The organism is Streptomonospora wellingtoniae (assembly GCF_031845375.1).
Lineage (GTDB): Bacteria > Actinomycetota > Actinomycetes > Streptosporangiales > Streptosporangiaceae > Streptomonospora > Streptomonospora wellingtoniae.
This window is the reverse complement of the sequence record NZ_JAVREK010000005.1, coordinates 73,936-97,628: the sequence shown is the minus strand read 5'-3', so window position 1 is coordinate 97,628 and position 23,693 is coordinate 73,936. Positions and strand designations below refer to the sequence as shown.

The window sequence follows — 23,693 nt, the reverse complement described above, 5'->3', positions numbered from 1 at the left end:
GGGCGAGAAAATTCCTCGGTTCGACGGTTGCTTCCTGTAGTGATCATGCTACGGTCGCGTTCAGTTGAGGCCGAGCCCACGTTTCGGGCTATCGGCCGGTCCGGGTTGCCGTGGCCGAATTCGCGGGATAGCCACTATGCTTTCCGCGCCCCACGTTCCGCGACGACGACAGCTACCGAAGGGGAACCCCTATGCCGCGCACAGGCCGCTCGCGACGCGGAGCACGCGTCGCCGCGGAGGTGCGCGCAGCGCGGGTTGCCTCGGGGTTGTGGCCGTCGGCGCGCCGGTGGCTGGTCGTCGCCGGGCTGCTTTCGGGCGCCTGGCTCGCCGGTGCCGCGTGCGCGGCGGCCGACGAGTCGCCCGTCGCCGGGCTGGCCGGCTCCGCGGCCTCCAAGCAGGCTTCCCAGCAGGGAGAGTCGGCGGTGGAGGCCGTGCAGGACCTCGACCCGGCCGCCTCTGACCGGGCTGCCGACGTCGACTCCGGCAGCAGCGACGCCGGTGCCGGGGAAGAGGCCGCTTCGGACGGCGGGGGTACCCAGGAGGTCGCAGACGGCGTGGACACGCTGCCGTCGGCCTCCGTCGGCGACGCCGAAGGCGCGTCCGGCTCCGATGCCTCCTCCGACTCCGACCCCGGTACCCGTGCCGACCGCAGCGGCCCGCAGTCCGGCTCCGGGGACGCCGCCCAGAGCGGCTCCGCGACCGGGCGGCTCACCGGAGCGGTGGCCGGCGTCGGCGAGGTCGGCCGCGACGCCGGGCACACGGTGCCCGCCTCCGTCGCCGCCACCAGCGGCTCCGGCCCGACCGCGGCGGTTTCCGCGGCCGCGGCGGGCGACGCCGCGGCTGCCCCCCACGGGCTGCCGGGCATCGGCGTGGCGGACCTCCGTCCCGCCGGGTTCGACAAGGCCGGCGTCATCCCCGGTCTCGGGCTCGGTGGAAGCTCCGGCCCCGGCGCCGGCTCCGCCGCCGAGCGCACTCCCGACTCCGGTCCCCGACTGGCGGCCGACGGCACCGGGCCGGCCCCCGCCGACCAGGGGAGCGTCCCCGCAGGCACAGGGTCCGCGGCGACCGTCGCCGACTACGCCGATGCCGCCGTGTACGGCGGCTCCGCCGCCGACGACGGTTCTGAGCAGCACGACGGCGGTGCCGACCACCGGTCCGAGCTGGCCGCCGCGGTCGGCTCCAGCGTGAACACCTCCCAGCCCGGCGGCGGCATGTGCGCGGGGTACCTCCCGGCCGCGGACTCCGCCGTCCCCGCTGCGGGCGCTATCCAGCGCGCCCGCCAGGCGCTCGCCGACGTCCCGCAGGACCTCGGCGAGCAGCCGACTTTCTCTCCCGACTAGGACCTCCCGCCCCGGGACGCGGCGAAGCGCCGCACAATGCGGTGCGCAGTCGCACACCCCTGTCTGGCGCCCGGCTACCGGTCCAGCGGCTTTCGCCCTCTGGGGGCTGACGTGAGCCCCGTGCCCGTGATCGCGAGCGACACTTCTCGCCTCCGCCACGAGGTTCACGTCAGCCCGAGGTCCGCCAGATCCTCAGGTTGATCCCGGCATCCACCGTCCCTGCCAGCCACGCAAGGACGCGGAGCGCCGGGAAGTCCCCGAAGTCATCCCAGAACCGCAGAGCTTGCCCCCGGCCAGGGCAACTGAGCGGAATTACGGACGCGTCATCGTCCATCCCCATAGCAACCGAAATTCCAAAGATCCGGAAGGACGTTCCATGTTCCAGTTCGCTCGCCAGTCCGCCAAGGCCGTTCTCGTGGCGGCCAGTGCCGCAGGTGTCGCCGCTCTCGGCGCGGGTTCCGCCGGAGCCGACGACCTCGGCGCGCTGAGCGCAACTGACTCCCTGCCGCAGACGACCCCGGCCACCGCGGGCCTGCCGGCCGGCCTTGGCGGCGGCACCGAGTCGCTCGTCTCCAAGGTGCAGCAGGCCGACCAGCGCACGGTGCAGCCCGTTCCGAGCACCCCCAACCTGGGCACGCCGGCGGGCGACGTCTCGCACGTCGCACCGCAAGAGCAGGATCAGCTCAACTCCGTCCACGACACCGTCAACGAGGTGCAGCACCAGGCCGGCGCGGTCGACGGCACCGCCACCACGCTGCCCGCCTACGACGCCGTGCCCCAGCAGGGCGACCCGCTGGGCATGCTGCCCACCGGCGACCTGACCGGCCTGCTCGGCGAGGACGCCTTCTCCGTGGTGCCCGGCGGCGCGCCCGAGACCCTGCCGCTGAGCAACGAGCTGCCCGCCCCGACCTCCGTCCAGGGCCAGCCCGCCGAGATCGCGGGCGAGGCCGTCGGCTCGGCGGGCGAGCAGACTGCCGGCACGGTCCTGCCCAACACCACCGACGAGGTCGACAACCTCGCTGCCGAGCTGCCCGAGCCCTCCACCGGGAGCGTCGAGGACCGGCTGTCCGAGACCCCGGACTCCGTGGAGGGGGCCGACACGGAGGCCGTCGAGTCCACTGTTCCCGCCACCGAGCAGGTGCAGGACGCCGCTGACACCGTCACCGAGGAAGCCCCGTCGGTCGGCGAGGCGACCGAGCAGGTCGACACCAGCGAGGCTGCGGGCGACGTCGTCGAGGGCGTCGGCACGCCGGCGCTGTAACCCCTGGGGCGCTCCGAACCGGAGCGCTCCGCACCGGTCCATATGACCGTGCACCGCGGCCGATTCCGTCGGGGCCGCGGTGCACGCCGGCCCCGGGTGACGGGACTGCCGGCCGGACGCACCGCCCTGGGAACTGTGGGGGTTCCCAGGCCGGATTCCCGGCCAGGCACCGTCGCCCGGGGCCTCTTCACGTTTCGTCGCCGCACCAGCCCCGGCCGATACCGCGACCCGGTCGCGAACCGCCCGGGACGCGGGCGGCCGCGGGGTCGCGGTTCGCCCGGCGGGCGATCCCACTCGCCGCATCAATCGGCGACCATCGGACGCGCCGCCCCGCCCCCGTCCATCGGGCCGCCGTGCACGGCCCTAGATGTGATGTCCCGGCACGTTGGTAACAGCCGACACCGGCACGGCCGCGGGTTCGTGTCACCGGGGCGCCGGACATCCGGCGGTGCCTTCGGTGCCGGGCCCCGCCCCGCGCGGGCCCTCCGCCGCCGCTGGGCCTCGCCGCCGGTCCATACGAGGACCGGCGGGCCGTCGGTGTCGACGGCCCGCCGGTCGCGGGGTGCGGTATGCCTCTGTACCGCCGGGGAGCATCGCCCGCAGGGGACGCGGAATCCGCAGCCGTCCCCCCGGCGCGAGCGTGCCCGGGCGACGGCGCCCGGGCACGCTCGCCGCCTTACGCCTCGCGGTGCGGGGAGCCGGGCGTGCCGGCCTCGGAGGTGTCGTCGGCCTCGCCCGTCGCACTCTGGGAGATCCACTCGTCGGCGGAGCGCTGCCAGTAGCCCCAGCCGTTGTCGACCTCAAGCTCGCGGTCGGTGCCGGTGACGTCGACCGGGTCGCCGCGCAGGCTCTCCTCGTAGAACCACTGGGAGTCCGAGACGCTCATGTTGACGCAGCCGTGGCTGGTGTTGGCCTCGCCGAGCTGGTAGTTCCAGTCGGCCGTGTGCAGGAACTCGCCGGAGTTGGAGATGCGGACGGCGTAGGCGACGAACTCCTCGTAGTAGGAGGGGTCGTCCTTGGAGACGCCGAGCGTGTCGTTGCTCATCCGGTAGTCGGTGTGGAAGGCCATGGTCAGGTGAGTGCCGGAGGTGGTGGTGTACTTGCGCTGGGTGGCCATGCCCAGGCTGACCGGGAACTCCTTGATCGTCTCGCCATCGCGCTCGACGACCATCTGGTGGGAGTCCTCGTCGATCGACGAAATCTGCGAGCGGCCGACCTCGAACTCCAACTGGCGGTTCTCGACGCCGAGTACGCCTTCGGACGCCGAAACACCGGCGAGGTTCAGGTTCACCGTGACCTTCTGGTGCGGCTCCCAGTACTCCTTGGGGCGGAAGACCGCCTGCTTGTCGCCGAACCAGTTCCAGGCGCCCTCGGCGGGCTTCTCGGAGCGGACCTCCATGGCTGCCTCGACTTGGGCCTTGTTCTCGACCGGCATGTCGAAGCCGACGATGACCGGCATCCCCACGCCGACGGTGCTGCCGGGCTCGACGTTGATGCTCTTGACCTCGAGCCGCTGCCCCTCGACCGCTTCCGTTGTGGAGAACTCGCTGATGAACTCGGTGCTCTCGCCCTCGCTGTTCTCCGCGACGGCGGTGACGACGACGTCACTTCCGGGGTGCATCGTCCAGTCGCTGACCCACTCGGTCTTGCCCTCGTTGTAGGCGCCGGTCATGCTGTCGTCGCTCTCCTCCCCGGAGAGCTTCTGCTCGACCTGCACGTCGGTGATCTTGCCCTTGTCGGCGCTCACCACGATGGGGGAGTCGGTGCGGACCTCGGAGCCGCCGTCCTCGGGGGTGATCGCCACGTCGGCCGCGGCGGCCGTGGGCTCTTCGTTGGCCAGGTCGCCCTCGCCGGTGCTGCAGGCCGACGCCGCCATCAGGACGGCGGCGGCAGCGGCGCACAGCGCGGCGGTGGTCCGGCGTGGAAAGCGGGTTGTCACTTCGAGGGTCCTCCAGGTCGTCGGTTGGCGGGCACGGTCCCGAACGTGGCAGGGAGGGAGGTAGTGCCACCGCGACTCGGCGGTGCGGCGTATCCGCCACTGTGCGGTGCGGGGACGGTGGTACCCGGTTGTTCTGACGCGCGAACCCCGGTGTCTGGTTCGCACAAATCACAGATTTCCTCGCAAAACCTGTGGCCGAGAGCCCGGCCCGCCCCGGCCGCGGGTGCCGGATCGGCGCAGCATACGGCCGATCCGATCACAGTTGCGGCTCCGTTGACTCCTCGGCGCTCTCCGTGCCCTGCCCCAATCCGTTCGAGCAGGGGTCGGAGGTCGCGTCGCGGCCCTCGATGGGCGCGGACGAAGCGTCCGCGCCGGGGGACGCGCTCGCCCCGGCGCCCTCGTTGTGAGGCTCCTGCCGGCCCCCCGGCTTGTCCGCGTCCTCCGCGCCGGCGTCTCCGGTGGCCTGCTCGCCGGTGACGAGCCGGCGGTCCTCGACCGGGCGGTCGTGCCGGACGGCGGAGAACAGGCGTGCGGCGGCGTCCTCGTCCCAGACCACGCGGTTGGGATCGTGGGGGGCGCGCGACCACGGCACCGTGTAGAAGGCGATGTCGGACAGGTCGGTGCCGGCGAGTGTGGAGGCGATGGACACCATCGTCGGCAGCGTGAAGTCGTCGTCGGTGCCGGTGTGCTCCGACAGCGCCTGGAGCATCCCGGTGGCCCGGCTCGGCTGTGTGAGCAGGTGGGTGCCGTCGACTTCGTCCGCCAGAGCGCCCAGGAACATCTGCTGGCGGTCGATGCGTCCGATGTCGCCGCCGTTGCCGATCTCGTAGCGGGCGCGGACGAAGGACAGCGCCTCCTCACCGTTCAGCAGCTGCTCTCCGGCGTCCAGGTCGAGCTGGGCGCGCTCGTCGTGCATGGGCTCGGGGATGCACATGTGCACACCGCCGATCGAGTCGATCATCTCGCGGAAGCCGACGAAGCTGACGTGCGCGAAGTGGTCGATCCGGATACCGCTGAGCGACTCGATCGTCTTGACGACGCACGGCGGGCCGCCGTGGAAAAGCGCCGCGTTGATCATGCCGTGGTAGCCGGCGGTGCCTTCGGTCTCGCCGTAGGCGTCGCACTCGGGAATCCGGACCAGCGAGTCGCGCGGGAAATTTACCACGGTGACCCGGCCGTCCGTGGAGACGTGGGCGAGCATCAGCGCGTCGGAGCGCTCGCCGACGAAGTCCCGCCCGCCGTAGGCGGCGTTGCCGCCCTCGCGGCCGTCGGAGCCGATGAACAGGATGTTCAGGTCGTCGCCGATCCTTTCCGGGCGGTCCTCCTCGTTCAGTGCCGTATCGAGGTCGTGGCGGACGATGTTCCCCTGTAGCGACCGGAAGTACCCGTAGGCGGTGCCGGCGCCGCCTACCAGCACGATCACGACGGCCGCCGCTATCAGGGCCGCGAGGCGCGACGGCCTGCGGCGCCGCGCGGCGGCGGCGGGGGTCTGCTCAGCTGAGGAGGCGGCGGAAGCGCCGCTCCGCGCGCTGTCCCCGGTGCCGCCGGAGTCCGGGGCCGCGCCGGGTTCCGCGCCCGCGCGGTCTCCCTCTTCCCCGGCGGCCTCTGCCGCTGCGGGATCGCCGGAGGCGCCGGTGCCGCGGGGTTCTCCGGTCGGCCCGGCTTTGTCGGGTCGTCCGGCCTCGCCGGCTTCGCCGGTCTTCTCGGAGGGGCGGTCCCGCTCCGCGTCGCCGGCGGGCGCGGGGGAGGACCCCTCATCGTCGGAATCGCGCGGGCCGGAGTCCTGGGGGCGGTCGGATCCGGCGCCGGAGTCGGCGTCGGGAGCGTCGTCGGGCATGCGAATCTCTTCGTGGGCAGGGGGCGGTGGTGCGCCGGGAGACCGGGCACGCAGTTTCGGACCCGCTGGGCCGGAGACCGACGAGGGCGGTGAGAGTGGGGGGTCCGGCCGCGGTGCACAGGACGGCCGCAGCAGTGCAAGGAGATCCTACGAGATGCCTTGGGCGACCGCGTCGGCGGATTGCGGATGTTCGTCACCTATGCCGGGATCGCGGGGATAATTTCTCCCACACCGATTTCCCGTGAACGCCGGGTCCGAATCCCAGACGCACGATCCGAGGGGCCTCCTGCCTTCGCCCTGCCGGCGCCATTCGGGCTCGGTCCTGGCGGGCAAGGCGTGCGGACACGTGCGGTTGCGCGTAGGGCAGGGCGGGAGCGTACGGGGCCGAGGCGCGCGTCCCCGGCCCGCCGGCCCGCGATTCGCCCGCACCGCTCGCTTCGGCGGCGGTCGCCGCTGCGTCCGCGGACGGCCGCGTGGTCCGGGCGCCCCGCGGGTTGTAGGTCAGCTGCCCTTGCGGCTGCGCATGCTCGAGACGAGGCCCACGCCGACGACCGCCAGGACCAGCTGGGTGATCAGCTCCCACCAGTCGATGCCGGGGGTGTGCGCGTATCCGGCGAAGGCGGCGACGCCGGTGCCGATGAGAGCGGCCGCGATGCCCACCACGACTGTCAGCCACACCTGGATGTTCTGCCTGCCGGGCAGGATGACCCGCGCGAGTACGCCGATGATGAGGCCGATGATGATCGCGGTGAAGATGCCGGTGATCTCCATGACGGTCCCCCTTTGCGATTCGGTAGTCCGTCACTGTGGTTCTTTCCCGAACGGGCCGTCGGATGCGTACCGAGCGTGGTCGCGGCGTCGGAGCCGGGGGGCCGGGTGCGGCGGTCGGCGGACGGTGCCGCGCTCGGCGCCCGAGAAGCCCGGCGACCTGCTTTCCCTCGCACACCCCGGATCCGAGGCGGAGTTCGGCCGGCCGTGAGCGGAACCCCGTTTGTCCGGCGCACCCCCCGGTTCCGAGCCGGGGCGTCTCGCCCGGAGTCGCAGCCGTTCTCTTCCGTCTCGATAGCCGGGCAAATTTTGGCCGAATCCGGCCAAGATCGTCCCTTGTGTCCGCGATAGTGAGTGTTCTGGCAGTCATTTCGTATTTGTGAAATCCGACGTCAGGCGAGCCGCAGGGGGCGGCCGGTCTGTTCCCCGGCCCGCCGGGACCGCGCGGCGGGGTGGGTCTGCCGTTCCGTATCGGGGCTGTCGCGCGCCGTGAACTTCACTTATCGTTTCGTCTCATTCACCGAACGTCGGTGGATACGGCGGATGGGCTCACGAGGTCCAGCCCGCCGGGGATTCGCGTCCGGTCCCGAGCCGGGCGCAGTTGCCCTTTTCTCATCCCCGCTCAAGGAGTAAGGCACGTGCGAAAATCCCCCCACTTCATGGCACTCGGCGGCATCGCCCTGTCCGCAGGGCTGATCGCGGCGGCCACCACCGCCGCGGCGGCGGAACCCGCTCCGACGCTGGCGCCGGAACAGCTCCAGGCGATGCAGCGCGACCTCGGGCTCACCCCCTCGGAGGCCGAGCAGCTGATCGAGGACGAAAACCGGGCCCGCTCCCTGGAGAAGGAGCTCCGCGGCGACCTCGGCGGCAAGTTCGGCGGTGCCGTCTTCGACAGCGACACCGGCGAGCTGACCGTTTCGGTCACCGACTCCGACGCGGTCGAGACCGTTGAGGACGCCGGAGCCGAGGCGGAGGTCGTGACCTACGGTCAGGACAACCTCGACGAGATCGTCGACGACCTCAACTCCAGCGCCGAGGAGGCCGGCTCCGGCGTGACCGGCTGGTACTCCGACGTCGAGGCCGACACCGTGGTCATGACCGTCGAGAAGGGCGCTGCCGCGACCGGCAAGGAGTTCCTCGCCGACGCCGGCGTCGACAAGGACGCCGTCAAGGTCCGGCAGAGCGCCGAGAACCCGAAGACCTACGCCGACATCGTGGGCGGCAACGCCTACTACATCAACGGCAGCTCCCGGTGCTCCGTCGGCTTCGCCGTCACGACCGGGTTCGTAACCGCCGGCCACTGCGGCAGCCCGGGTGACTCGGTCCAGGGCGCCGACGGCGGCAGCGGCAGCTTCTCCGGCTCCGTGTTCCCCAGCCGGGACATGGGCTATGTCAGTACCAGCGGGTGGACCCCCACCTCGCAGGTCAACGACTACTCCGGCGGCACCGTCACCGTGAACGGCTCCAGCCAGGCCGCGGTGGGCTCGTCCATCTGCCGCTCCGGCTCGACCACGGGCTGGCACTGCGGCACCATCCAGGCCCGCAACCAGACGGTCCGCTACCCCCAGGGTGTGGTCTACGGGCTGACGCGCACGAACGTCTGCGCCGAGCCCGGCGACTCCGGCGGCTCGTGGGTCAGCGGCGACCAGGCGCAGGGCGTCACCTCCGGCGGGTCGGGCAACTGCTCGTCCGGCGGCACCACCTACTACCAGGAGGTCAACCCGATCCTGAACCAGTGGGGCCTGACGCTGGCCTGACCCGGCCGCGGAGCCGCTCCCGCTGAGGGAGCCTCCCTGCCCCGGCTTCCGACAGACGAATGAGGGCGGCCCCGGTGCACCTGCCTGCGCCGGGACCGCCCGTTCGTGTGCCGGGGGGGAGGAGGCCGAGTGTCAGGCCTCGTCGTTCCAGAAGGCGCTGTGCGAGTCGTCGTCGGCGCCCTGGCCGGCCTTGGAGCGGCGCGACTGCTTGGCGGGCTCCTCGTCCGCGGACTGCTTGCGGCGGATGCGGCCGCGCGGTGCCGGGGCCTCCGCGTCGGAGGCCGCCGGCGAAGAGCCCTTGGCGGCCTGTGCGGATCCCTTGGCGGTGGACGACGAGCCCTTGCCCGAGCCGCCGCCGGAGGAGGCGGTCGAGCCGGAGGAACCCGGGCCCGCGGTCTTGTCCGCGGTCTTGACGGCGGACGCGACGCTGCGCGGGGCTCCGCCGGCATGGATGCTCAGCGCTTCGTCCTCGACGTCGAGCATCTTCTGCACGTTCTGCGGCACGGCGGGCAGCCGTTCGTTGCGGAAGTGCGCGCCCAGCACCTCCAAGGCGTGGTCGCACAGCAGCGGGCGCATGACCGCCGGCTTGGCGCCGCTGAGCTCCTGAAGCTCGGGGAGCCACAGCTCGCGCAGCAACCGGATGATCGCACGCATCCGTTCGCGCGTGCGGCGGTCGGAGATCGCCACCGACATCATCTCCGCTTCTGCCAGAGCCGGTGTCGGTTCGGCGCCGTCCGATTCGGCGGCGCCTTGGCGTTCGGCGATGAACAGGCCGGTCAGCTGGCGCGTCGACTCGCGGGCGGCGACGCGGTTCTCGCCCTTGCGGACCTGCCGGCCCTGCGCCCAGGTCACAACGACGCTGGTCACCAGGCTTATGGCCGCGCCCGTCAGGACGAGCAGCATGTCGTACACGGAAGACCTCCGAGGGGGAATGCGGGGCGGGCCGTTCTTCACGGCCTCGCGTGATTCGTGAGGATTCGCGAACGCGGTACGGATTGTCAAGTTCGCGTGGATGCGTCGAGGAGCCGCCCGGGTTCGGACTCGGAGGTGGCGGCGGTTCTGCTTCGATACGGAATCGCGGCCCCGACCAGCCTTGACACATCGACGGCCGCGAATATGAACTTGCAGCGGCGTGCCTCCGGAGAACACCCGTGATCGGCCGGAGGGGACGACCGGCCGGGGCGGCCGCCGATGAGGGGAGGGCGTGCCGCGCTCCGGTCGCGTGGCCGGTCCCGGGCCTCCTCGGTCCGGGACCGGTACCCGGGCGCCGCGCGAACCCCGCCGCGCTGGGGTGCCGCGCGTGAGCGGCGGAGCGGCGCCGGGCTACCGCAGTTCGCGCTTGAGGATCTTGCCCGTGGCGTTCATCGGCAGCGACTCGCGGAGCTCCACCGAGCGCGGGTACTTGAACGCGGCCAGCCGGTCGCGGCACCACGCGACCAGCTCCTCCTCGGTCGGCTCGGTGCCGGCCTCGGGCACGACGAACGCCGTGACCTCCTCGCCGTGGGTGTCGTGGGGCGCGCCCACCACCGCTGCCAGCGAGACCGCCTCGTGGGCGATCAGCACCTCCTCCACCTCCCGCGGATAGACGTTGAAGCCGCCGCGGATGATCATGTCTTTGGCGCGGTCGACGATGAAGTAGTAGCCGTCCTCGTCGCGCCGCGCGATGTCGCCGGTGCGGAACCACCCGTCGCGCATCGCTTCGGCCGTGGCCTCCGGGCGCTTGTAGTAGCCCTTCATGACGTTGTGGCCGCGGATGGCGACCTCGCCGGGGCCCTCGCCCTCCACGGTCTTCCCGTCGCCGTCGACCAGCTTCATCTGCACGCCCCACACCGGGAAGCCGATCGAACCGGGCTTGGTGGGCCGGGACAGCTGGTTGAAGCTGGCGGTGGGCGCGGTCTCGGAGAGTCCGTAGCCCTCCAGGATCTGCACGCCGAAGACTTCGCGGAAGTCCTTGAGGACCTCCAGCGGCAGCGCCGCCCCGCCCGAGACCGCCGACTCCAGGGCGGGAACCTCCAAGCCGCCCGCGCGCACCGCCGACAGCAGCGCCCAGTACATGGTGGGTACGCCCGCGAAAAGGGTGACCCGCTCCTCGCGCATCAGCGACAGCGCCTCGACCGGATCGAACCGGGGCATCAGCACCAGCTTCGCGCCGCGGCGCAGTCCGGCGTTCATGATCGAGGACTGGCCGAAGGAGTGGAACAGCGGCAGCACCGCCAGCGTGGAGTCCTCGCCCGGTCGGCCGGTCACCAGCTCGTCATTGATCATCGCGTTCATCAGCATGTTCTGGTGGGTGAGCTCGGCGCCCTTGGGATGGCCGGTGGTGCCGCTGGTGTAGAGGATGACGGCGGTGTCGTCGGCGGAGGTCTGCACCGACTCGAAGCGGTCGCAGGCCCCCTGCAGCGCGCCCCACAGTGTCTCCGCACCCTCGATCGAGGACTCGGTGGCCGGCGCCGCGGCCGGGAGGACGATGAAGTGCTCGGTGCCGGGGACGGCGTCGAAGGCCTCCTTGCCGCGCTGTCCCAGCGGCAGGTCGGGCGTGCCCTCGAAGCAGAAGAGCGCCTTGGCGTCGGAGTCCTCCAGGAAATAGGAGAGCTCGCGCGCCTGGGAGAGCACGTTGAGCGGGACGACGACCGCGCCCGCCTTCAGGGCGCCGAAGTAGACCAGCGGGAAGTAGGGGAGGTTGGGGCAGGCGAGCGCCACCTTGTCCCCGGGCCCGATCCCGCGCGCGACCAGCAGGTCGGCCACCTGGTTGGCGAGCGCGTCGACCATGGAGTAGGGCATGCGCACGTCCCCCTGGACCAGGGCGGTGCGATCGGGGTGCTTCTGGGCGCTGTCCTCCAGCACGATCGCCAGGTTGAGCATGGGTCCTCCTTGCGAGCGGGGCACCGGTGTGTCCTGTGCCATAGTCGCAGAGGAGAATACCGACTGGTAGGTATGAAGCGGTCGGACCCTCCCCGGAAACGGTCGATCGGCCGGCGGACCCGGCGGGCGGTGCGACCGGGCGGCTCGCCGTCCGGGACGTCGATGAGCCCGGTCGGCACCGGACTGCGCGGGTAGGTAGGGGCCATGACCGATCGCGATGTTCCCGGCGTCGAGTTCCACTGGCGTCCGGGGTGCCCCTTCTGCTTCATGCTTCGCCTGAGATTGCGCCGGCGCGGGATACCGCTCGCCGAGACCGACATCTGGAAGGACCCGGCCGCCGCGGCCCGCGTGCGCGCGGCGACCGGCGGCGACGAGACCGTGCCGACCGTCTTCGTCGGTCCGGCGGCCATGGTCAACCCGCATCCCGACGAGGTCGTCCGAGCGGTACGCGCCCATGCGCCGCACCTGCTCCGACCTGACGGCGTGGACCCGGGCTGAACCGGCCCCGCCGAGGTGTCCGGCGCGGCCGAAGCCGCTTGACCTCGATTGCGCTTGAGGTAGCAGAGTAGGGCGTACGCCGGAGGAGCGAGGGGGGCGCGACTGGACGGCGGTCCCCCTGGCGGGCCGCGCGAGCCCGGCGCGGTCGGCCCTTCGCGTCCTCCGATCCCTTCGAGCCCGTCAGAGGAGCAGGCCATGGCGACGACGTCGGCGTCCCTTTTCGATTCCGCGTATGAGAGCGATTCCGCACCCTGGGTGATCGGCGAGCCGCAGCCGGAGGTGCTGGCGCTGGAGCGGGACGGCCGGATCGGCGGCGCGGTGCTCGACCCCGGCTGCGGCACCGGCGAGCACACCATCCACCTCGCGCGCCTGGGCTACGACGTGCGGGGGATCGACTTCTCGCCGCGCGCCGTCGAGAAGGCGCGCACCAACGCCGCCGAGCAGGGCGTCGACGCGGAGTTCGAGGTCGCCGACGCGTTCGCGCTCGGCGAGGCGGAGCGCCGCTACGACACGGTCCTCGACAGCGCCCTGTTCCACGTCTTCGAGGGGGAGCACCGCGCCGCCTACGTCGCGTCGCTGCACGCCGCCTGCCGCCCCGGCGGTGTGGTGCACGTCCTCGCCCTCTCCGATGCCGAGCCCGGATTCGGGCCGCGGATCGGCGACAGCGAGATCCGCGAGGCCTTCGGCGCCGGCTGGGAGCTGGAGGAGCTGAGGCCCGCGCGCTACCGCTGCGTCGTGGTCGGCGACGACACGGCCGCACACCTGGGCGTCGAACCGGACACCAGGGTCGACCAGGCCGCCTGGCTCGCCCGCGTGCGCCGCCTCTGACGGTCGGGCCGAGTACGGCGTGGACGCCGCGCCGCAGGCGCCGGGGCGGCGGTTGGCAGGGGAGCCCCGCCGGCCGCGCGGGACGGGCGCGGTTCCGGTCGTCGAACCCGCTTGGCGCAGTCGGCGGCCCCGGTCGCGTTCAGGCCCGCGCACCGGTCGGCGCCCGCCCGCGCCGGGCGGCCTCTCCTGCCGCCGGCTCCGAGCCGGGCGGCGCCGCGGCCGCACGGCGTGGCCGGGGCCGCTTCAGCGGTACCAGGGCGATTACCCCCGGCACGCTCGCGACCAGTGCCAGGACCCCGTAGACCACCGCCGCGCGCAAGCCGAGCTCTGCGCCGAGGCCGACGGCGGCGAAGCCCAGCGCGGCGGCGGACTCCCGTGGTCCCCAGCCGCCCACCCCGATCGGCAGACTCATCGCCAGCAGGGCGAGCAGCAGGGGCGGAAGCAGCTCGGCGACCGGCGCGTCCGTGCCGGCGATCCGCGCGGCGACGACGAACAAAGACAGGTGCCCGGCGAGCGCGGCCGCAGACAGTCCCGCGACCGCCGGCCACTGACCGCGGTGGAGCAGCGCCGCGCGCGCCTCGGCCGCCCACGCCCGCGCGCGGCGCAGCAGGCGCCGACCGCGTTCGGACCGCAGCAGCCAGACCGCGCATGCACCGCCCGCCGCCAGGACGAGCCCGGCGGAGGCGACCGCCGACGGAGCCGAGGGCAGCGTCCGGGCGGCGGCGGCTAGCAGATCCGGCCGCAGGACCAGCACGGCCGCCGCGACCGATATCAGCACCGCCTGCCCGGCGGCGCGCTCCAGCACCACCGCGCGCACCGCCCGGCCGGCGCCGCCCGCGCGCTCGGCGGCCGAGGTGCGGCCGTGCTCGTAGGCGCGGTGCACGTCGCCGAGGACGCCTGCCGGGAGGACCGCGTTGAGCACCAGCGCCCGGTAGTAGTCGGCGACGGCGCGCACCGCATCGAGCCGCAGCCCCATCCCGCGCGCCACGACCATCCAGCGCCCGGCCGCGGCCAGGGTCGTGACTGCGCCGATCCCCAGCGCGGCGGCCAGAGCGGGCGCGCCGATCATCCCGACCGCGCGCACGAACGGCTCGGCGCCCAGGGTCCGCACCAGCAGCGCGAGCACGGCGGCGCCCAGCAGCACCCGCAGCCAGGGCCAGAACGCGCGCATCGCCACCCCCCCGGTCGAGAACCCGGACCGCTGCGCGGCCCGCGACCGCGGCCGCCGCAAGCGGATCCACTGTCCGTCCTACCCCCTCCTTCTGCCCGCCGCCCCCGGGCCCGTCCGAAAGCGCGACCGCACGGCGTCCGTTAGTCGGCCGCAGCCGGACCGGAGGCGGGCCGCGGCACACCACCGCCGATCTTGTAGCCATCGTGAAGGAAAGCGATTTCCCTTTGCGATGGCTACGAGATCGGCGGGGTTCGGCCTCCGGGGGAGGCATGCGTCAGGGCGCGGGGCGCGGCAGCGCGAGCAGGTCGCGGTGGCCGACCAAGGCGCGCAGGCGGCCGGCGGCGCACTGCTCCAGGCGCTGGTCGAGATAGCCGGCCGCCGCGGAGGACAGGGCGGGGCGCTGTTCTACGGCGGCGGCGACCCGGCCGCGCAGCCATTCGGCGGCCAGAGCGCTGTCGTCGGCACCCAGGCGCCACGGGCTGGGTCGCTCGCGCACGCGTGCGCCGAGGCCGTCGAACGCGGCGGCCGCCGCGGCCGGAGCGCCCGGGCCGAGCAGCCGCCGGCCGGCCACCGGGCGGCGCTGGTGGGCGTTGAAGGCGTCGGCGAACGGCCGGTCGAGCGGGTGCGGGGGGTCCAGCTCCACTCGCCCGTCGACGGAGAGGGTCAACAGCGCGGGGCGGTCGGCCGCCGCGCAGGCGCGCGCCAACCGGGCGCACTCCTCGGCCGTCAGCAGGTCGAGCAGCGCCGAAGCGGTGACCAGCGCCGCGCCGGACAGATCCGCGCCCTCCAGCCGGGTCAACTCGGCCGGCCGGGTCTCCGCGGTGACGGGCTTGCCGTCGGCCGACCGCGCGGGCAGCCCGTCGCGGGCGCGGGCGAGCAGTCCGGGGTCGCGGTCGAAGAGGACCCAGTGCTGGGCGCCGCTCAGCAGCGGCGCGAGCCAGCGCCCCATCGACCCCGTGCCGCAGCCGAGGTCGGCGACGACCAGCGCGCCGTCCGCGGTCCGCGGAGGGAGAGCGGCGCGCAGCGGTTCGAGGAGCTCGGTGGAGCGGGACGCCGCGTCGGCTCCCTCCCGCAGTTCCAGCCAGTCGGGCGTGAACTCGCCGTCCCCCGGCGCGGCGCTCACCGCGGCTCCCCTTCCACCTGCCGCAGGACGGCCTCCATGCGCGCGGCGACCGCTGTCCACGGTGTGAGCGTCGCGCGGCGGCGCTGCGCCAATCCGCGCAGCCTCGCGCGGAGCGTCTCCGACCCCAGCCACTCCCGCAGCGCGGCCGCCAGCGCGGACGCGTCGCCCGCGGGAACCACCATGCCGGGCGCGGTGCCGTCCGGAATGGTGCCGAGCGTGTGCGGAAGTGCGCCGCCGTCGGTTGTCAGCACCGGGACGCCGCGTGCCAGGGACTCGGTGACGGCCATGCCGTAGGTCTCCCAGTGCGACGGCAGCACCGCCAGGTCGGCGGAGGCGTAGGCACGCTCCAGCTCCGCGCCGCCGAGCGGCCCTGCCAGGCGGACCCGGTCGGCGATGCCGCGGCGGTCGAGCGAGCGACGCAGCGCGGCGGCATGCTCGGGGTCGCGGTCGGCGGACCCGGCGCACACGCAGGTCCATTCCAGATCGGCGACGGCGGCCAGTGCCTCGGCCAGCACGTCGTGGCCCTTGCGCGGTGTCAGGGAGGCGACGCAGAGCAGCCGGGTCGCACCGTCGGTGCCGTCCGCGAGGGGAGCGGGGTCGACTCCCGGCTCCACCGCGTGGGTGCGCCCGCCGGCCAGGCCGTGGTGGTCGGCCAGCCACCGTGCCGCCCACGCGCTGGTGGCGACGACAGCGGCGCAGGCTCGCAGGGTCGCGCGCTCCCGTGCGTCGAGGTCCGCGGCGAGCCCGGAGGGCAGGCCCGTTTCGGCCGCCAGGGGCAGGTGGACGAGGGCGGCGAGACGCAGGCGGCGGGCGTGTTCGGCGGCGATCTCGGGAACTCCGCAGCACACCAGGCCGTCGGCGAGCACGAGGGAGCCGTCCGGCAGCGCGGCCAGGGCGTCGGCCAGCCGCGCGCGGGCGGCGGCGCCGGGCCGCGGCCAGGAGCCCGGTACGGCGATCTCGGCCACCGGCCTGCCCGTGTCCGCGAGTGCGCGGCACAGGCGCCGGTCGTAGACGTTGCCTCCGCTGGGGGAGGCGGGGTCGTCGATTCCGCCGGGCAGGAGGGCGTGCACCGTGGCCGGGCGCCGGGCGCCCGCACCGCCCGGCGCGGCACGGCTCACAGCGGGCGCTCGTAGGAGGCCGCGGCGATGTGCGACTCGTGCAGCGTCACCGCGATCCGCTCCAGGCCGCGGGCGCCTTCGCCGAGGCGCCCGCCTGCTACGCGTTCGCCGAGCCGGTCGGCGACCACCTTGGCGAGGTACTCGGTGGTGGTGTTGACCCCGGCGAATGCGGGCTCGTCGTCGAGGTTGCGATAGTTCAGCTCCCCGAGGACCGCCCCCAGCTCCTGCGATGCCAGACCGATGTCGACGACGACGTTGTCCGCGTCCAGCTCCGACCTGAGGAACGAGGCGTCGACGGTGAACGTGGCGCCGTGCAGGGCTTGCGCGGGCCCGAACACCTCGCCGCGGAAACTGTGGGCGACCATGAAGTGGTCGCGGACGGTCACACTGAACACGGCTGCTCTCCTCCCCGCCCAAGCCCTCCGGTATGCGCCCGGAGAGGCGCCTCGCATGTTCGGATCGCGCCGCCGACCGCCTCAGTCGCCGACTGCGGGGTAGGCGATGCGGTGGCACAGGGGCGGCAGGTCGCCGCCGGCCAGGCGGGCGAGCACCCCCGGGAGGTCGGCGAAGGGGCTCTCGCCGGTGATCAGCGCGTCGAACCGGGCGTCGGCGAGCAGGCGCAACGCCAGGTCCATCCGCTCGGCGTAGCCCCGGCCGCCGCGTGCGGCGGCGGGAGAGACGGTGCCGACCTGACTGGAGCGGATGGTCAGCCGGCGGGGGTGGAAGTGCTCGCCGAGCGGCAGGCCGACCCGGCGGTCGCCGTACCAGCTGAGTTCCACCACGGTGCCCTCCGGCGCCAGCAGCTCCAGCGAGCGGGACAGTCCTTCCTCGCTCGCGCTGGCGTGCACCACCACGTCGCAGCCCTCCGCCGCCTCCTCCGGAGCGGCGAAGTCCACTCCGAGCGCCTCCGCGGTGCCGGCGCGGGCGGGGTCGGTGTCCACCAGTTGCACGCGCGCGCCGGGCAGGTCCGCCAGCACACCGGCCGCCGCGCAGCCGACCATTCCGCCGCCCACCACCGCGATCCTGTCGCCGACCAGCGGCGCGGCGTCCCAGACGGCGTTGACAGCGGTCTCCACGGTGCCCGCCAGCACCGCTCGGCGTGCCGGAACGCCGTCCGGCAGGGGGGTGACCGCACCGGCGGGGACGACGTAGCGCGTCTGGTGCGGGTACAGGCAGAAGACGGTGCGCCCCAGTAGGCGCGGAGGTCCGGCCTCCACGCGGCCGACGTTGAGGTACCCGTACTTCACGGGCCCCGGGAAGTCGCCGTCCTGGAAGGGGGCCCGCATCGCCGCCGACTGGCTCTCGGGCACGCCGCCGCGGAAGACCAGCTCCTCGGTGCCGCGGCTGACCGCCGAGTAGAGCGTGCGCACCTCGACGTCGCCGGGTCCGCGCTCGGGCAGTTCGGCCCGGCGGAGCTCCCCCCGGCCGGGCCGGCTGATCCAGAACGCCGATGCGGAGCGCGTCACGGTTCCTCCCGGCGGGTGGCGGGCGACGCTGGGTACGATACCCGGTACGCGAGTGCACGACCCGGCGATGAAGCGCGGGCGTCCGGCGGGGAGGCTGCGCTGATGCGGGCTGCGAATGCAGAGCCGAAAGCCGAACGGCGACGACACCGCCGGTGCGGCCGCGCAGCCTCCCGGACGGCCGTGGCGCCGACCGGCCGCGCACGCGGCGGACGCGCGGCCCCGCCTTTGCTGCGGGCCCAGACCGTCGCCGCGCTGGCGGCGTTCCTCCTCTTGGCCGGACTCTCCTGGGCGACGGGACTGGGCGCGGCGGGCTGGACCGCGGGGTCGCTGTGCATCGTCGGCACGTGGACCGCCTACACCGCGGCCCAGCGGCGCCGGCGCGCGGGCCCCGCCGGACCAGCGGACGCGGTGACCCTCGCGCGGGTCGGACTGATCGCAGGCGTGGCCGCACTCGTCGGCGACGGGCTGTTCGGCGGCGATGTTCCGAACGTCCTGCTGGCCGGCCTCGCCGCGGTGGCGCTGGTGCTGGACGCCGTGGACGGCGCGGTGGCCCGGCGCACGCGGACGGCGTCGGCCCTGGGCGCGCGGTTCGACATGGAGGCAGACGCGCTCCTGCTGCTGGTGCTCAGCGTGCACGCGGCCCTGTCGGTGCTGGGCGCGTGGGTGCTGGCGATCGGCGCGATGCGCTACGCGTTCGCCGCGGCGGGCCGCCTGGTCCCGCGTCTGCGCGAGCCCCTTCCGCCGTCCGACGCCCGCCGGGCCGTCGCCGCGCTGCAGGGGATCGCGCTGGTGGCTGCGGCGCCGGATCTGCTGCCGGTGCCGGCGGTCACGGCCGCGACGGGGGGCGCGCTGGCGCTGCTGGTGTGGTCCTTCGGCCGGGACACCCTCCGCCTGCTGCGCACCGGTCGGTCGGAGGCCCCGGTCGGCCAGGCCGGCCGAGCCGGCGAGGTGCACGACGCGGAACCGTCGAAGGCGCCGACGTCGGGTGCCGCGGGCGCGCGCAGCCGCGGGGTCGGCGCACGGCTCGACCGGACGCTTGGCCACCCCGAGCGCCCGTGTCGGCTCAGTCCGGGCCGCCGCCGGGGCTGAGCTCTTTGCCGTCCGCGTCCCGGTAGGTCACCTCGGCGGCGATGGATGCCGGCCGTGGTCACCGGCCGCAGGGATCCCTCCGCCGCCGGGGGCCTCGTCGGGATCGCGCACGCGCCCTCCGGCCCGCGCGCGTTCCCGCGCGCGCTCCGGGCGGTGCGGACGCCGGCCTGCCGCAGGCCCGAGCGCGGCGCCGGCGGCGGCCACCAGCGCGGCGGACGCGAATGCGGCGCCGGGGCCGAAGGCGTCGCTGAGCGCGCCGACCGCGGGCGAGGCGGCGGCCTGGCCCGCCGCGATCGCCAGGAACGCCGCGCCGACGCCGTACGCGGGCGATTCGGTGTAGACGCGCGTGCCCCATAGCAGCAGCACGGCGGTCAGCGCGATGTAGACGGCCCCGAAGAGGCCGCCCGCGATCTGGATGCCCGGCGTGCTGCCCGCCGCGAGCACGAGCCCCGCCGTCGCGGCGGCGAGCGCGACCATCCCGCCGAACCATGCGCGGCGCAGCCCGGCGCGGGCGGCGATGTCCCCGGTCAGCGCTCCGAAGAGGCCGGCCGCGCCCAGAACGATCCACATGCCTGTGGAGGCGGGCTCGCTCGCCCCCTGCGCGACGGCCACGTCGCGGCCGAAGGTCCACACGGCGGAGCTGGCGGCGCCCATCACACCCGCCGCGGCGAGCAGCCGCGGCGCACCGGCGGGCAGCCCCCGCGCGGCGGGCGTGCGCGCCGGCCGGCCCCGGTGCCCGGGCGCGGAGGAGCCCGCTCCAATGCCCCTGCCGCCGCCCGATCGGGCGGCGGACGCGAGTCGCCCTCGGTGGGGCGGGACCACGGCGGCAGTCCACAGCGTCGCCGCCGTCGCGGCGCACGCGAACACCGCCCAGGGCAGCCGCCACTCCTCGGCGAACAGCAGGGCGACGGGTCCCGAGACCATGACGCCGAGCCCGGTTCCGGCGTTCACGACGCTCTGCACGCGGTCCGCGTGCCGGGGCCGCACCCACCTCGCCACCGCGCCGGCCAGCGGCGGGGAGACCGCTCCGCTGCTGGCACCGGTGAGCACCACTCCGGCGGCGAGCACCGCGGCGCCGGGCGCGGCCGCGATCAGCCCGGTCCCCGACGCCGCCGCGGCACCCGCCGCGACGGCTACCGCGCGCGGCCCCCATCGGGGAGTCGCGGCCGAGGCCGCGACGACGGCGGCGCAGTAGCCCGCGTAGCTCGCCGAGGCGATGGCGCCGGCTGCCGCGGCGCTGAGGCCGAATTCGGCGCTGAGCACCGGAACGAACAGCCCGTACGCGAAGCGCGCGAGCCCGTAGCAGGCCGCGATGAGCGTGATCCCCGCCGCGGCGAGCCGCAGCGCGGGCACGGCCCCGGGCGCGCTCTCCTGCGCCGGTGCGGTGGAGCCGCCGCCGTCTGCACCTTGCCCCGTCATGCCTCACCCTCCCGTTGAATATACCGATCGGTATACATTCCAGGGTGGGCGGTGTGCAGGGTTGAGTCAACCCACCGGTGGGTATAGTTAGCGGCATGGCGACACCAGCGGACACGACACCGGCCGGACAGCGCATCCTCGACGCTGCGGGCGGCCTGTTCTACCGCGACGGCATCAACGCGGTCGGGGTGGCGCTGGTGGCCGACACCGCCGGTGTGACGAAGAAGACCCTCTACGACCGCTTCGGCTCGAAGGACGAGCTGGTGGTGCGCTATCTGCGTCGGCGCCATGAGGACTGGTGGGCCTACCTGGAGGAGGGCCTGGCCGCCGCCGCGTCCCCGCGCACCCTGGCGCTGGTCGACGCATACATCTGGCACCCCCGGCTGGACGTCGAGCGCGGCTGCGCCTTCATCAACGCCGCCGCCGAGCTTCCCCCCGGCCACGCGGGCCGGGCCGTCATCAGGGAGCACAAGCGCTCCGTGCGCGCACGCCTCGCCGACCTCATCGCCGAGGACGCGCCGGGCGCCGACGCCGACGACCTCGCCGAGCACGTGTTCCTCCTCCTGGAAGGCGCCATCGCGCACTGCGGCATCGACGGCGGCGAGGCCAGGATGCGGACGGTCCGCGACCTCACGGCCCGCCTCCTCCACCCGTCCGCCGACGGCGCAGCCGAGTAGGCCCCGCTGCTCAGCCACGGCATGCCGCGACGGGATCGCGCAGGTCGGCCGCGACGCCCGGGCAGGCCGCGGCCCTCGGCGCGGAGCGGCCGCCGGGGCGGTTATCGGGTTCGCGGCCCTTCGGCGCGGGGTGACCGGTTATCGTCGTTGCACGGTGGAACGTGTCCGGGCGGACGACCGCACCGAGTACGGGTCATGGCGCGATCCTCGAAGGAGTGACCAGTGACGCACCTGGCAGTGGGCGAGCACGCCGCCCGCGTCATGCAGCGCGAAGCCGACCGGCGCGGGATCGCGCTGGAGCCGGAGACGGACGGCGGTCTGCCCGAGGAGATGCCCGCCGAACTGGCCCCTTGGGCGTGCAAGGTCGCCGGAAAGGGCTGGTGCGTCTTCGCGGCGCTCGATCCCGTTAGCGAGATCACCACCCCGGCGGAGCGCGATTTCCTGCCGCTCGCCCGGGTGCTCGCGAACTCTTGGCAGATCATCGACGGCACCGGTTCCGTCCGGGTCACCAAGGTCCCCGGGTAAGCCGATCGGCACACCGCATCGGTCGGCCCGATCGCCTCGCCGGTTCCCGGCAGGTCGCCCGCCTTCGCGGGACATCGGCCCCGTCCCGGTCGTACCCGGTATGGACTTCGGTGTCGACACGTTGGCGGCGGTCGGCGACCCGGTGTTCCGGCCTCTCGGGATCGGACGGGCCGGGAAGCCGCTTGAGGCTGAAGTGATCCCCGCATGCCGGTAGGCGTAGGGCTGTGCTTGGGTGGGCGAGGCTTGCACGACGGCGACAGGAACCCCCATGAGTGACACACCTTCCACCTTGGCCCCCATCGGGGAGTACATCAGCACCCGCTACTGGCATGTGGCCACGATCGCCGTGCTGGCATGGGGGGCGGCTGCCTGCCTGCTCCTCGGACCGGTGCCCGTGTTCGGGGAAGGCTACGGTGACTGCGGCTTCCTCTGGGAGGCCGGGACCCGCTTTCCCGAAGGGCGGTGCGCCGAGACCGAAACCGATCAGGTGGTGTACGCGGGCATCGCGATCCTCGTCGCCGGCCCGACGACGGCCTCGTGGCTTTGGAGGGCGGTGCTCCAGGAGATCAGAAGCCGCCTCACGCGGGACTGAACCGCTTGACGCTCAGTCGACGGGGCGCTTGAGGACCGCGCGGATCTTCGGCCCTCGCCGCTCGTCGGGCGGCGCGCCGATCAGGGCGGGGGAAACAGGAGTGTCCGCCGGGTCATGAACGGGTAAAAGCACCCCGTGATCATCATCGGTCCGACCGCGGCCGTCCTCCTGTTGATCGTCCTCGGGTGGCTCTTCCGCGAAAGCGGCTGCCTGGAGTTCCTCGGCTGCTACGCCCTCGTCCTCCTGCTGATCGGAGCGGCCTACCTCGGCGAACACCTCGGCTGGTGGGGTCCCGTCTTCTGACCGGGGATGCGACCCGCAACACGGCGAAGGGGTCTGCCGCTGTGCGACAGACCCCTTCTGACCTGCGGAGGCTCGGGGATTTGAACCCCGGAAGGGCGTGAACCCTAACCGCATTAGCAGTGCGGCGCCATAGACCGGACTAGGCGAAGCCTCCTGGCCGGAACAACACTACCGAGCGCCCGGTGCTCGGCGCAAAACGAATGACCGGGAGCGCGGCCGCCGAGCCCCGATCAGGTCGTCGCACGGTCGATGGTGAGGTCCGCGTCCTGGCGGAGCTTGTTCACCGCGCGGGAGAGGGTGCTCTTGACGGTGCCGAGGGTGACGCCCAGCCGGTCGGCGATCTGGACCTCGGTCATGTCCTGGTAGTAGCGCAGTACGACCATGGTCCGCTGCCGGTCGGGTAGCCGGCTGATGGCGCGGTGGACGGAGTCGGCGAGGTCGGTCTTCCAGGTGGGGTCTTCGATGCGCTGGTCGGGGATGTCACCGGTGGGATAGATCGACATGTGCTGCCGGCGCCATTCCGAGATCTGGGTGTTGACCATGGCGCGGCGGACGTAGCCGTCGCGGGCGTTGGGGCTGGCGATCCTGTCCCAGGCGAAGAAGGTCTTGATCAGGGCGGCCTGCAGCAGGTCCTCGGCCTCGGAGCTGTTGTTGGCCAGGGAGCGCGCCATGCGCAGCAGCGCAGGACCGCGATCGCTGACGTAAGCGGAGAACTCCTCGTACCTCGACTTGTGTGCTGTTCCCGTCACGCGATCACCGCCCCGGAGTCGGTAGGTGCGCACCCGGACCGCGGCCCGGAACGCATCCCCGGCTCACATCGCCATCGTGATTTCACTGTGTCACGGCGGGAGTAATCGGTAGCTCTCATCGGCCTCATCTCTGCACAAACGGGACGTTCGATGCCCTGTTGTGGGGGGGGGGGGGGGTGCGAGTCGTCCCAGGTCACGCTCGCCCGGGCGGTTCGCCTTCGGCCTCCCGAGCTGAGCGGCCACCGCGCCGCGTGACGCTCGGTCATCGGAGGGTGCGGAGGGGTCCGCCGCAGCCGCGGCCGCGCCCGCCGCGGCGCGTCCGCCCCGCCCGGTACCGGTACGGCCGCGAAATGCGGCGACTCCGGCGTGTG

Annotated in this window: 22 protein-coding genes and 1 tRNA gene; 10 read left to right on the top strand and 13 right to left on the bottom strand. The window is 73.7% G+C overall.

The features are described from left to right. Nucleotides 1–191: 191 nt before the first annotated feature. Both RM446_RS06985 and RM446_RS06980 read left to right on the top strand, forming a co-directional pair. Nucleotides 192–1,340, top strand: coding sequence for a hypothetical protein (locus RM446_RS06985; RefSeq protein ID WP_311544330.1), 1,149 nt, complete (start codon nucleotides 192–194; stop codon nucleotides 1,338–1,340). A gap of 376 nt (nucleotides 1,341–1,716) precedes the next feature. Then, entirely contained in the window at nucleotides 1,717–2,601 is an 885-nt protein-coding gene (locus RM446_RS06980) for a hypothetical protein (protein WP_311544329.1), read from the top strand. Between the two features lie 676 nt (nucleotides 2,602–3,277). Here the strand turns inward: RM446_RS06980 and RM446_RS06975 are convergent. The 3 genes from RM446_RS06975 to RM446_RS06965 form a co-directional block, all read right to left on the bottom strand. Further along, entirely contained in the window at nucleotides 3,278–4,540 is a 1,263-nt protein-coding gene (locus RM446_RS06975; protein ID WP_398694625.1) for a L,D-transpeptidase, read from the bottom strand. Between the two features lie 256 nt (nucleotides 4,541–4,796). Then, nucleotides 4,797–6,377 (bottom strand): LCP family protein, encoded by a 1,581-nt coding sequence (locus tag RM446_RS06970; RefSeq protein ID WP_311544328.1) that lies wholly within the window; start codon nucleotides 6,375–6,377, stop codon nucleotides 4,797–4,799. A 501-nt stretch (nucleotides 6,378–6,878) separates the two neighbouring features. After that, the gene (locus tag RM446_RS06965; protein ID WP_311544327.1) at nucleotides 6,879–7,148 is read right to left on the bottom strand and encodes a GlsB/YeaQ/YmgE family stress response membrane protein; all 270 of its coding nucleotides are present in this window, start codon (nucleotides 7,146–7,148) and stop codon (nucleotides 6,879–6,881) included. Nucleotides 7,149–7,783: 635 nt separating this feature from the next. On the opposite strand from RM446_RS06965, the gene RM446_RS06960 reads away from it, so the two are divergent. Then, entirely contained in the window at nucleotides 7,784–8,902 is a 1,119-nt protein-coding gene (locus RM446_RS06960) for a S1 family peptidase (protein ID WP_311544326.1), read from the top strand. 132 nt (nucleotides 8,903–9,034) lie between these two features. Here RM446_RS06960 and RM446_RS06955 read toward each other — a convergent pair whose 3' ends face one another. Both RM446_RS06955 and RM446_RS06950 read right to left on the bottom strand, forming a co-directional pair. Continuing rightward, nucleotides 9,035–9,805 carry a hypothetical protein gene (locus tag RM446_RS06955; RefSeq protein ID WP_311544478.1) on the bottom strand — a complete coding sequence of 257 codons (771 nt, stop codon included), beginning with the start codon at nucleotides 9,803–9,805 and terminating at the stop codon, nucleotides 9,035–9,037. Between the two features lie 420 nt (nucleotides 9,806–10,225). Beyond that, nucleotides 10,226–11,764, bottom strand: coding sequence for a long-chain-fatty-acid--CoA ligase (locus RM446_RS06950; protein ID WP_311544325.1), 1,539 nt, complete (start codon nucleotides 11,762–11,764; stop codon nucleotides 10,226–10,228). A 204-nt stretch (nucleotides 11,765–11,968) separates the two neighbouring features. Between RM446_RS06950 and RM446_RS06945 the strand changes: the two genes are divergently transcribed. Both RM446_RS06945 and RM446_RS06940 read left to right on the top strand, forming a co-directional pair. Next, a complete protein-coding gene (locus RM446_RS06945) occupies nucleotides 11,969–12,262 on the top strand; it encodes a glutaredoxin domain-containing protein (RefSeq protein ID WP_311544324.1) in 294 nt (97 codons plus the stop codon). A 195-nt stretch (nucleotides 12,263–12,457) separates the two neighbouring features. Then, the gene (locus tag RM446_RS06940; RefSeq protein WP_311544323.1) at nucleotides 12,458–13,090 is read left to right on the top strand and encodes a class I SAM-dependent methyltransferase; all 633 of its coding nucleotides are present in this window, start codon (nucleotides 12,458–12,460) and stop codon (nucleotides 13,088–13,090) included. 139 nt (nucleotides 13,091–13,229) lie between these two features. On the opposite strand, the gene RM446_RS06935 is transcribed toward RM446_RS06940, so the two are convergent. The 5 genes from RM446_RS06935 to RM446_RS06915 form a co-directional block, all read right to left on the bottom strand. Continuing rightward, the gene (locus tag RM446_RS06935; protein ID WP_311544322.1) at nucleotides 13,230–14,261 is read right to left on the bottom strand and encodes a lysylphosphatidylglycerol synthase domain-containing protein; all 1,032 of its coding nucleotides are present in this window, start codon (nucleotides 14,259–14,261) and stop codon (nucleotides 13,230–13,232) included. Nucleotides 14,262–14,535: 274 nt separating this feature from the next. Continuing rightward, the gene (locus tag RM446_RS06930) at nucleotides 14,536–15,384 is read right to left on the bottom strand and encodes a class I SAM-dependent methyltransferase (protein ID WP_311544321.1); all 849 of its coding nucleotides are present in this window, start codon (nucleotides 15,382–15,384) and stop codon (nucleotides 14,536–14,538) included. Beyond that, entirely contained in the window at nucleotides 15,381–16,502 is a 1,122-nt protein-coding gene (locus RM446_RS06925; RefSeq protein WP_311544320.1) for a glycosyltransferase family 4 protein, read from the bottom strand. The genes RM446_RS06930 and RM446_RS06925 overlap by 4 nt, the downstream gene beginning before the upstream one ends. Further along, nucleotides 16,499–16,897, bottom strand: coding sequence for a 6-pyruvoyl trahydropterin synthase family protein (locus RM446_RS06920; protein ID WP_311544319.1), 399 nt, complete (start codon nucleotides 16,895–16,897; stop codon nucleotides 16,499–16,501). Before RM446_RS06920 ends, RM446_RS06925 begins: the two co-directional genes overlap by 4 nt. A gap of 81 nt (nucleotides 16,898–16,978) precedes the next feature. Further along, complete coding sequence (locus tag RM446_RS06915) at nucleotides 16,979–17,968, bottom strand: zinc-dependent alcohol dehydrogenase (protein ID WP_311544317.1); 990 nt, start codon at nucleotides 17,966–17,968, stop codon at nucleotides 16,979–16,981. A gap of 180 nt (nucleotides 17,969–18,148) precedes the next feature. Here RM446_RS06915 and RM446_RS06910 point away from each other — a divergent pair, with 180 nt between their 5' ends. Further along, nucleotides 18,149–19,057, top strand: coding sequence for a CDP-alcohol phosphatidyltransferase family protein (locus RM446_RS06910; protein ID WP_311544316.1), 909 nt, complete (start codon nucleotides 18,149–18,151; stop codon nucleotides 19,055–19,057). Between the two features lie 27 nt (nucleotides 19,058–19,084). Here RM446_RS06910 and RM446_RS06905 read toward each other — a convergent pair whose 3' ends face one another. Then, nucleotides 19,085–20,476 (bottom strand): MFS transporter, encoded by a 1,392-nt coding sequence (locus RM446_RS06905; protein WP_311544315.1) that lies wholly within the window; start codon nucleotides 20,474–20,476, stop codon nucleotides 19,085–19,087. Between the two features lie 95 nt (nucleotides 20,477–20,571). On the opposite strand from RM446_RS06905, the gene RM446_RS06900 reads away from it, so the two are divergent. From RM446_RS06900 to RM446_RS06885, 4 genes are all read left to right on the top strand, one after another. Then, nucleotides 20,572–21,153, top strand: a complete 582-nt coding sequence (locus RM446_RS06900) for a TetR/AcrR family transcriptional regulator (protein ID WP_311544314.1) — start codon at nucleotides 20,572–20,574, stop codon at nucleotides 21,151–21,153. A 222-nt stretch (nucleotides 21,154–21,375) separates the two neighbouring features. After that, the gene (locus RM446_RS06895; protein ID WP_311544313.1) at nucleotides 21,376–21,678 is read left to right on the top strand and encodes a hypothetical protein; all 303 of its coding nucleotides are present in this window, start codon (nucleotides 21,376–21,378) and stop codon (nucleotides 21,676–21,678) included. A gap of 268 nt (nucleotides 21,679–21,946) precedes the next feature. After that, nucleotides 21,947–22,270, top strand: coding sequence for a hypothetical protein (locus tag RM446_RS06890; protein ID WP_311544312.1), 324 nt, complete (start codon nucleotides 21,947–21,949; stop codon nucleotides 22,268–22,270). Between the two features lie 135 nt (nucleotides 22,271–22,405). After that, a complete protein-coding gene (locus RM446_RS06885) occupies nucleotides 22,406–22,573 on the top strand; it encodes a hypothetical protein (protein ID WP_311544311.1) in 168 nt (55 codons plus the stop codon). Nucleotides 22,574–22,638: 65 nt separating this feature from the next. On the opposite strand, the gene RM446_RS06880 is transcribed toward RM446_RS06885, so the two are convergent. Next, nucleotides 22,639–22,727: transfer RNA gene (locus tag RM446_RS06880), tRNA-Ser, on the bottom strand. 76 nt (nucleotides 22,728–22,803) lie between these two features. Further along, nucleotides 22,804–23,322 carry a SigE family RNA polymerase sigma factor gene (locus tag RM446_RS06875; RefSeq protein WP_311544310.1) on the bottom strand — a complete coding sequence of 173 codons (519 nt, stop codon included), beginning with the start codon at nucleotides 23,320–23,322 and terminating at the stop codon, nucleotides 22,804–22,806. Nucleotides 23,323–23,693: the final 371 nt, after the last annotated feature.

What these genes read in the sequence shown, in the direction of transcription:
- RM446_RS06945 (WP_311544324.1), top strand. Translation starts at nt 11,969, where the DNA reads ATGACCGATCGCGATGTTCCCGGCGTCGAGTTCCACTGGCGTCCGGGG.
- RM446_RS06940 (WP_311544323.1), top strand. Translation starts at nt 12,458, where the DNA reads ATGGCGACGACGTCGGCGTCCCTTTTCGATTCCGCGTATGAGAGCGAT.
- RM446_RS06935 (WP_311544322.1), bottom strand. Translation starts at nt 14,261, where the DNA reads ATGCGCGCGTTCTGGCCCTGGCTGCGGGTGCTGCTGGGCGCCGCCGTG.
- RM446_RS06900 (WP_311544314.1), top strand. Translation starts at nt 20,572, where the DNA reads ATGGCGACACCAGCGGACACGACACCGGCCGGACAGCGCATCCTCGAC.
- RM446_RS06890 (WP_311544312.1), top strand. Translation starts at nt 21,947, where the DNA reads ATGAGTGACACACCTTCCACCTTGGCCCCCATCGGGGAGTACATCAGC.
- RM446_RS06970 (WP_311544328.1), bottom strand. Translation starts at nt 6,377, where the DNA reads ATGCCCGACGACGCTCCCGACGCCGACTCCGGCGCCGGATCCGACCGC.
- RM446_RS06980 (WP_311544329.1), top strand. Translation starts at nt 1,717, where the DNA reads ATGTTCCAGTTCGCTCGCCAGTCCGCCAAGGCCGTTCTCGTGGCGGCC.
- RM446_RS06905 (WP_311544315.1), bottom strand. Translation starts at nt 20,476, where the DNA reads ATGACGGGGCAAGGTGCAGACGGCGGCGGCTCCACCGCACCGGCGCAG.
- RM446_RS06985 (WP_311544330.1), top strand. Translation starts at nt 192, where the DNA reads ATGCCGCGCACAGGCCGCTCGCGACGCGGAGCACGCGTCGCCGCGGAG.
- RM446_RS06955 (WP_311544478.1), bottom strand. Translation starts at nt 9,805, where the DNA reads ATGCTGCTCGTCCTGACGGGCGCGGCCATAAGCCTGGTGACCAGCGTC.
- RM446_RS06965 (WP_311544327.1), bottom strand. Translation starts at nt 7,148, where the DNA reads ATGGAGATCACCGGCATCTTCACCGCGATCATCATCGGCCTCATCATC.
- RM446_RS06950 (WP_311544325.1), bottom strand. Translation starts at nt 11,764, where the DNA reads ATGCTCAACCTGGCGATCGTGCTGGAGGACAGCGCCCAGAAGCACCCC.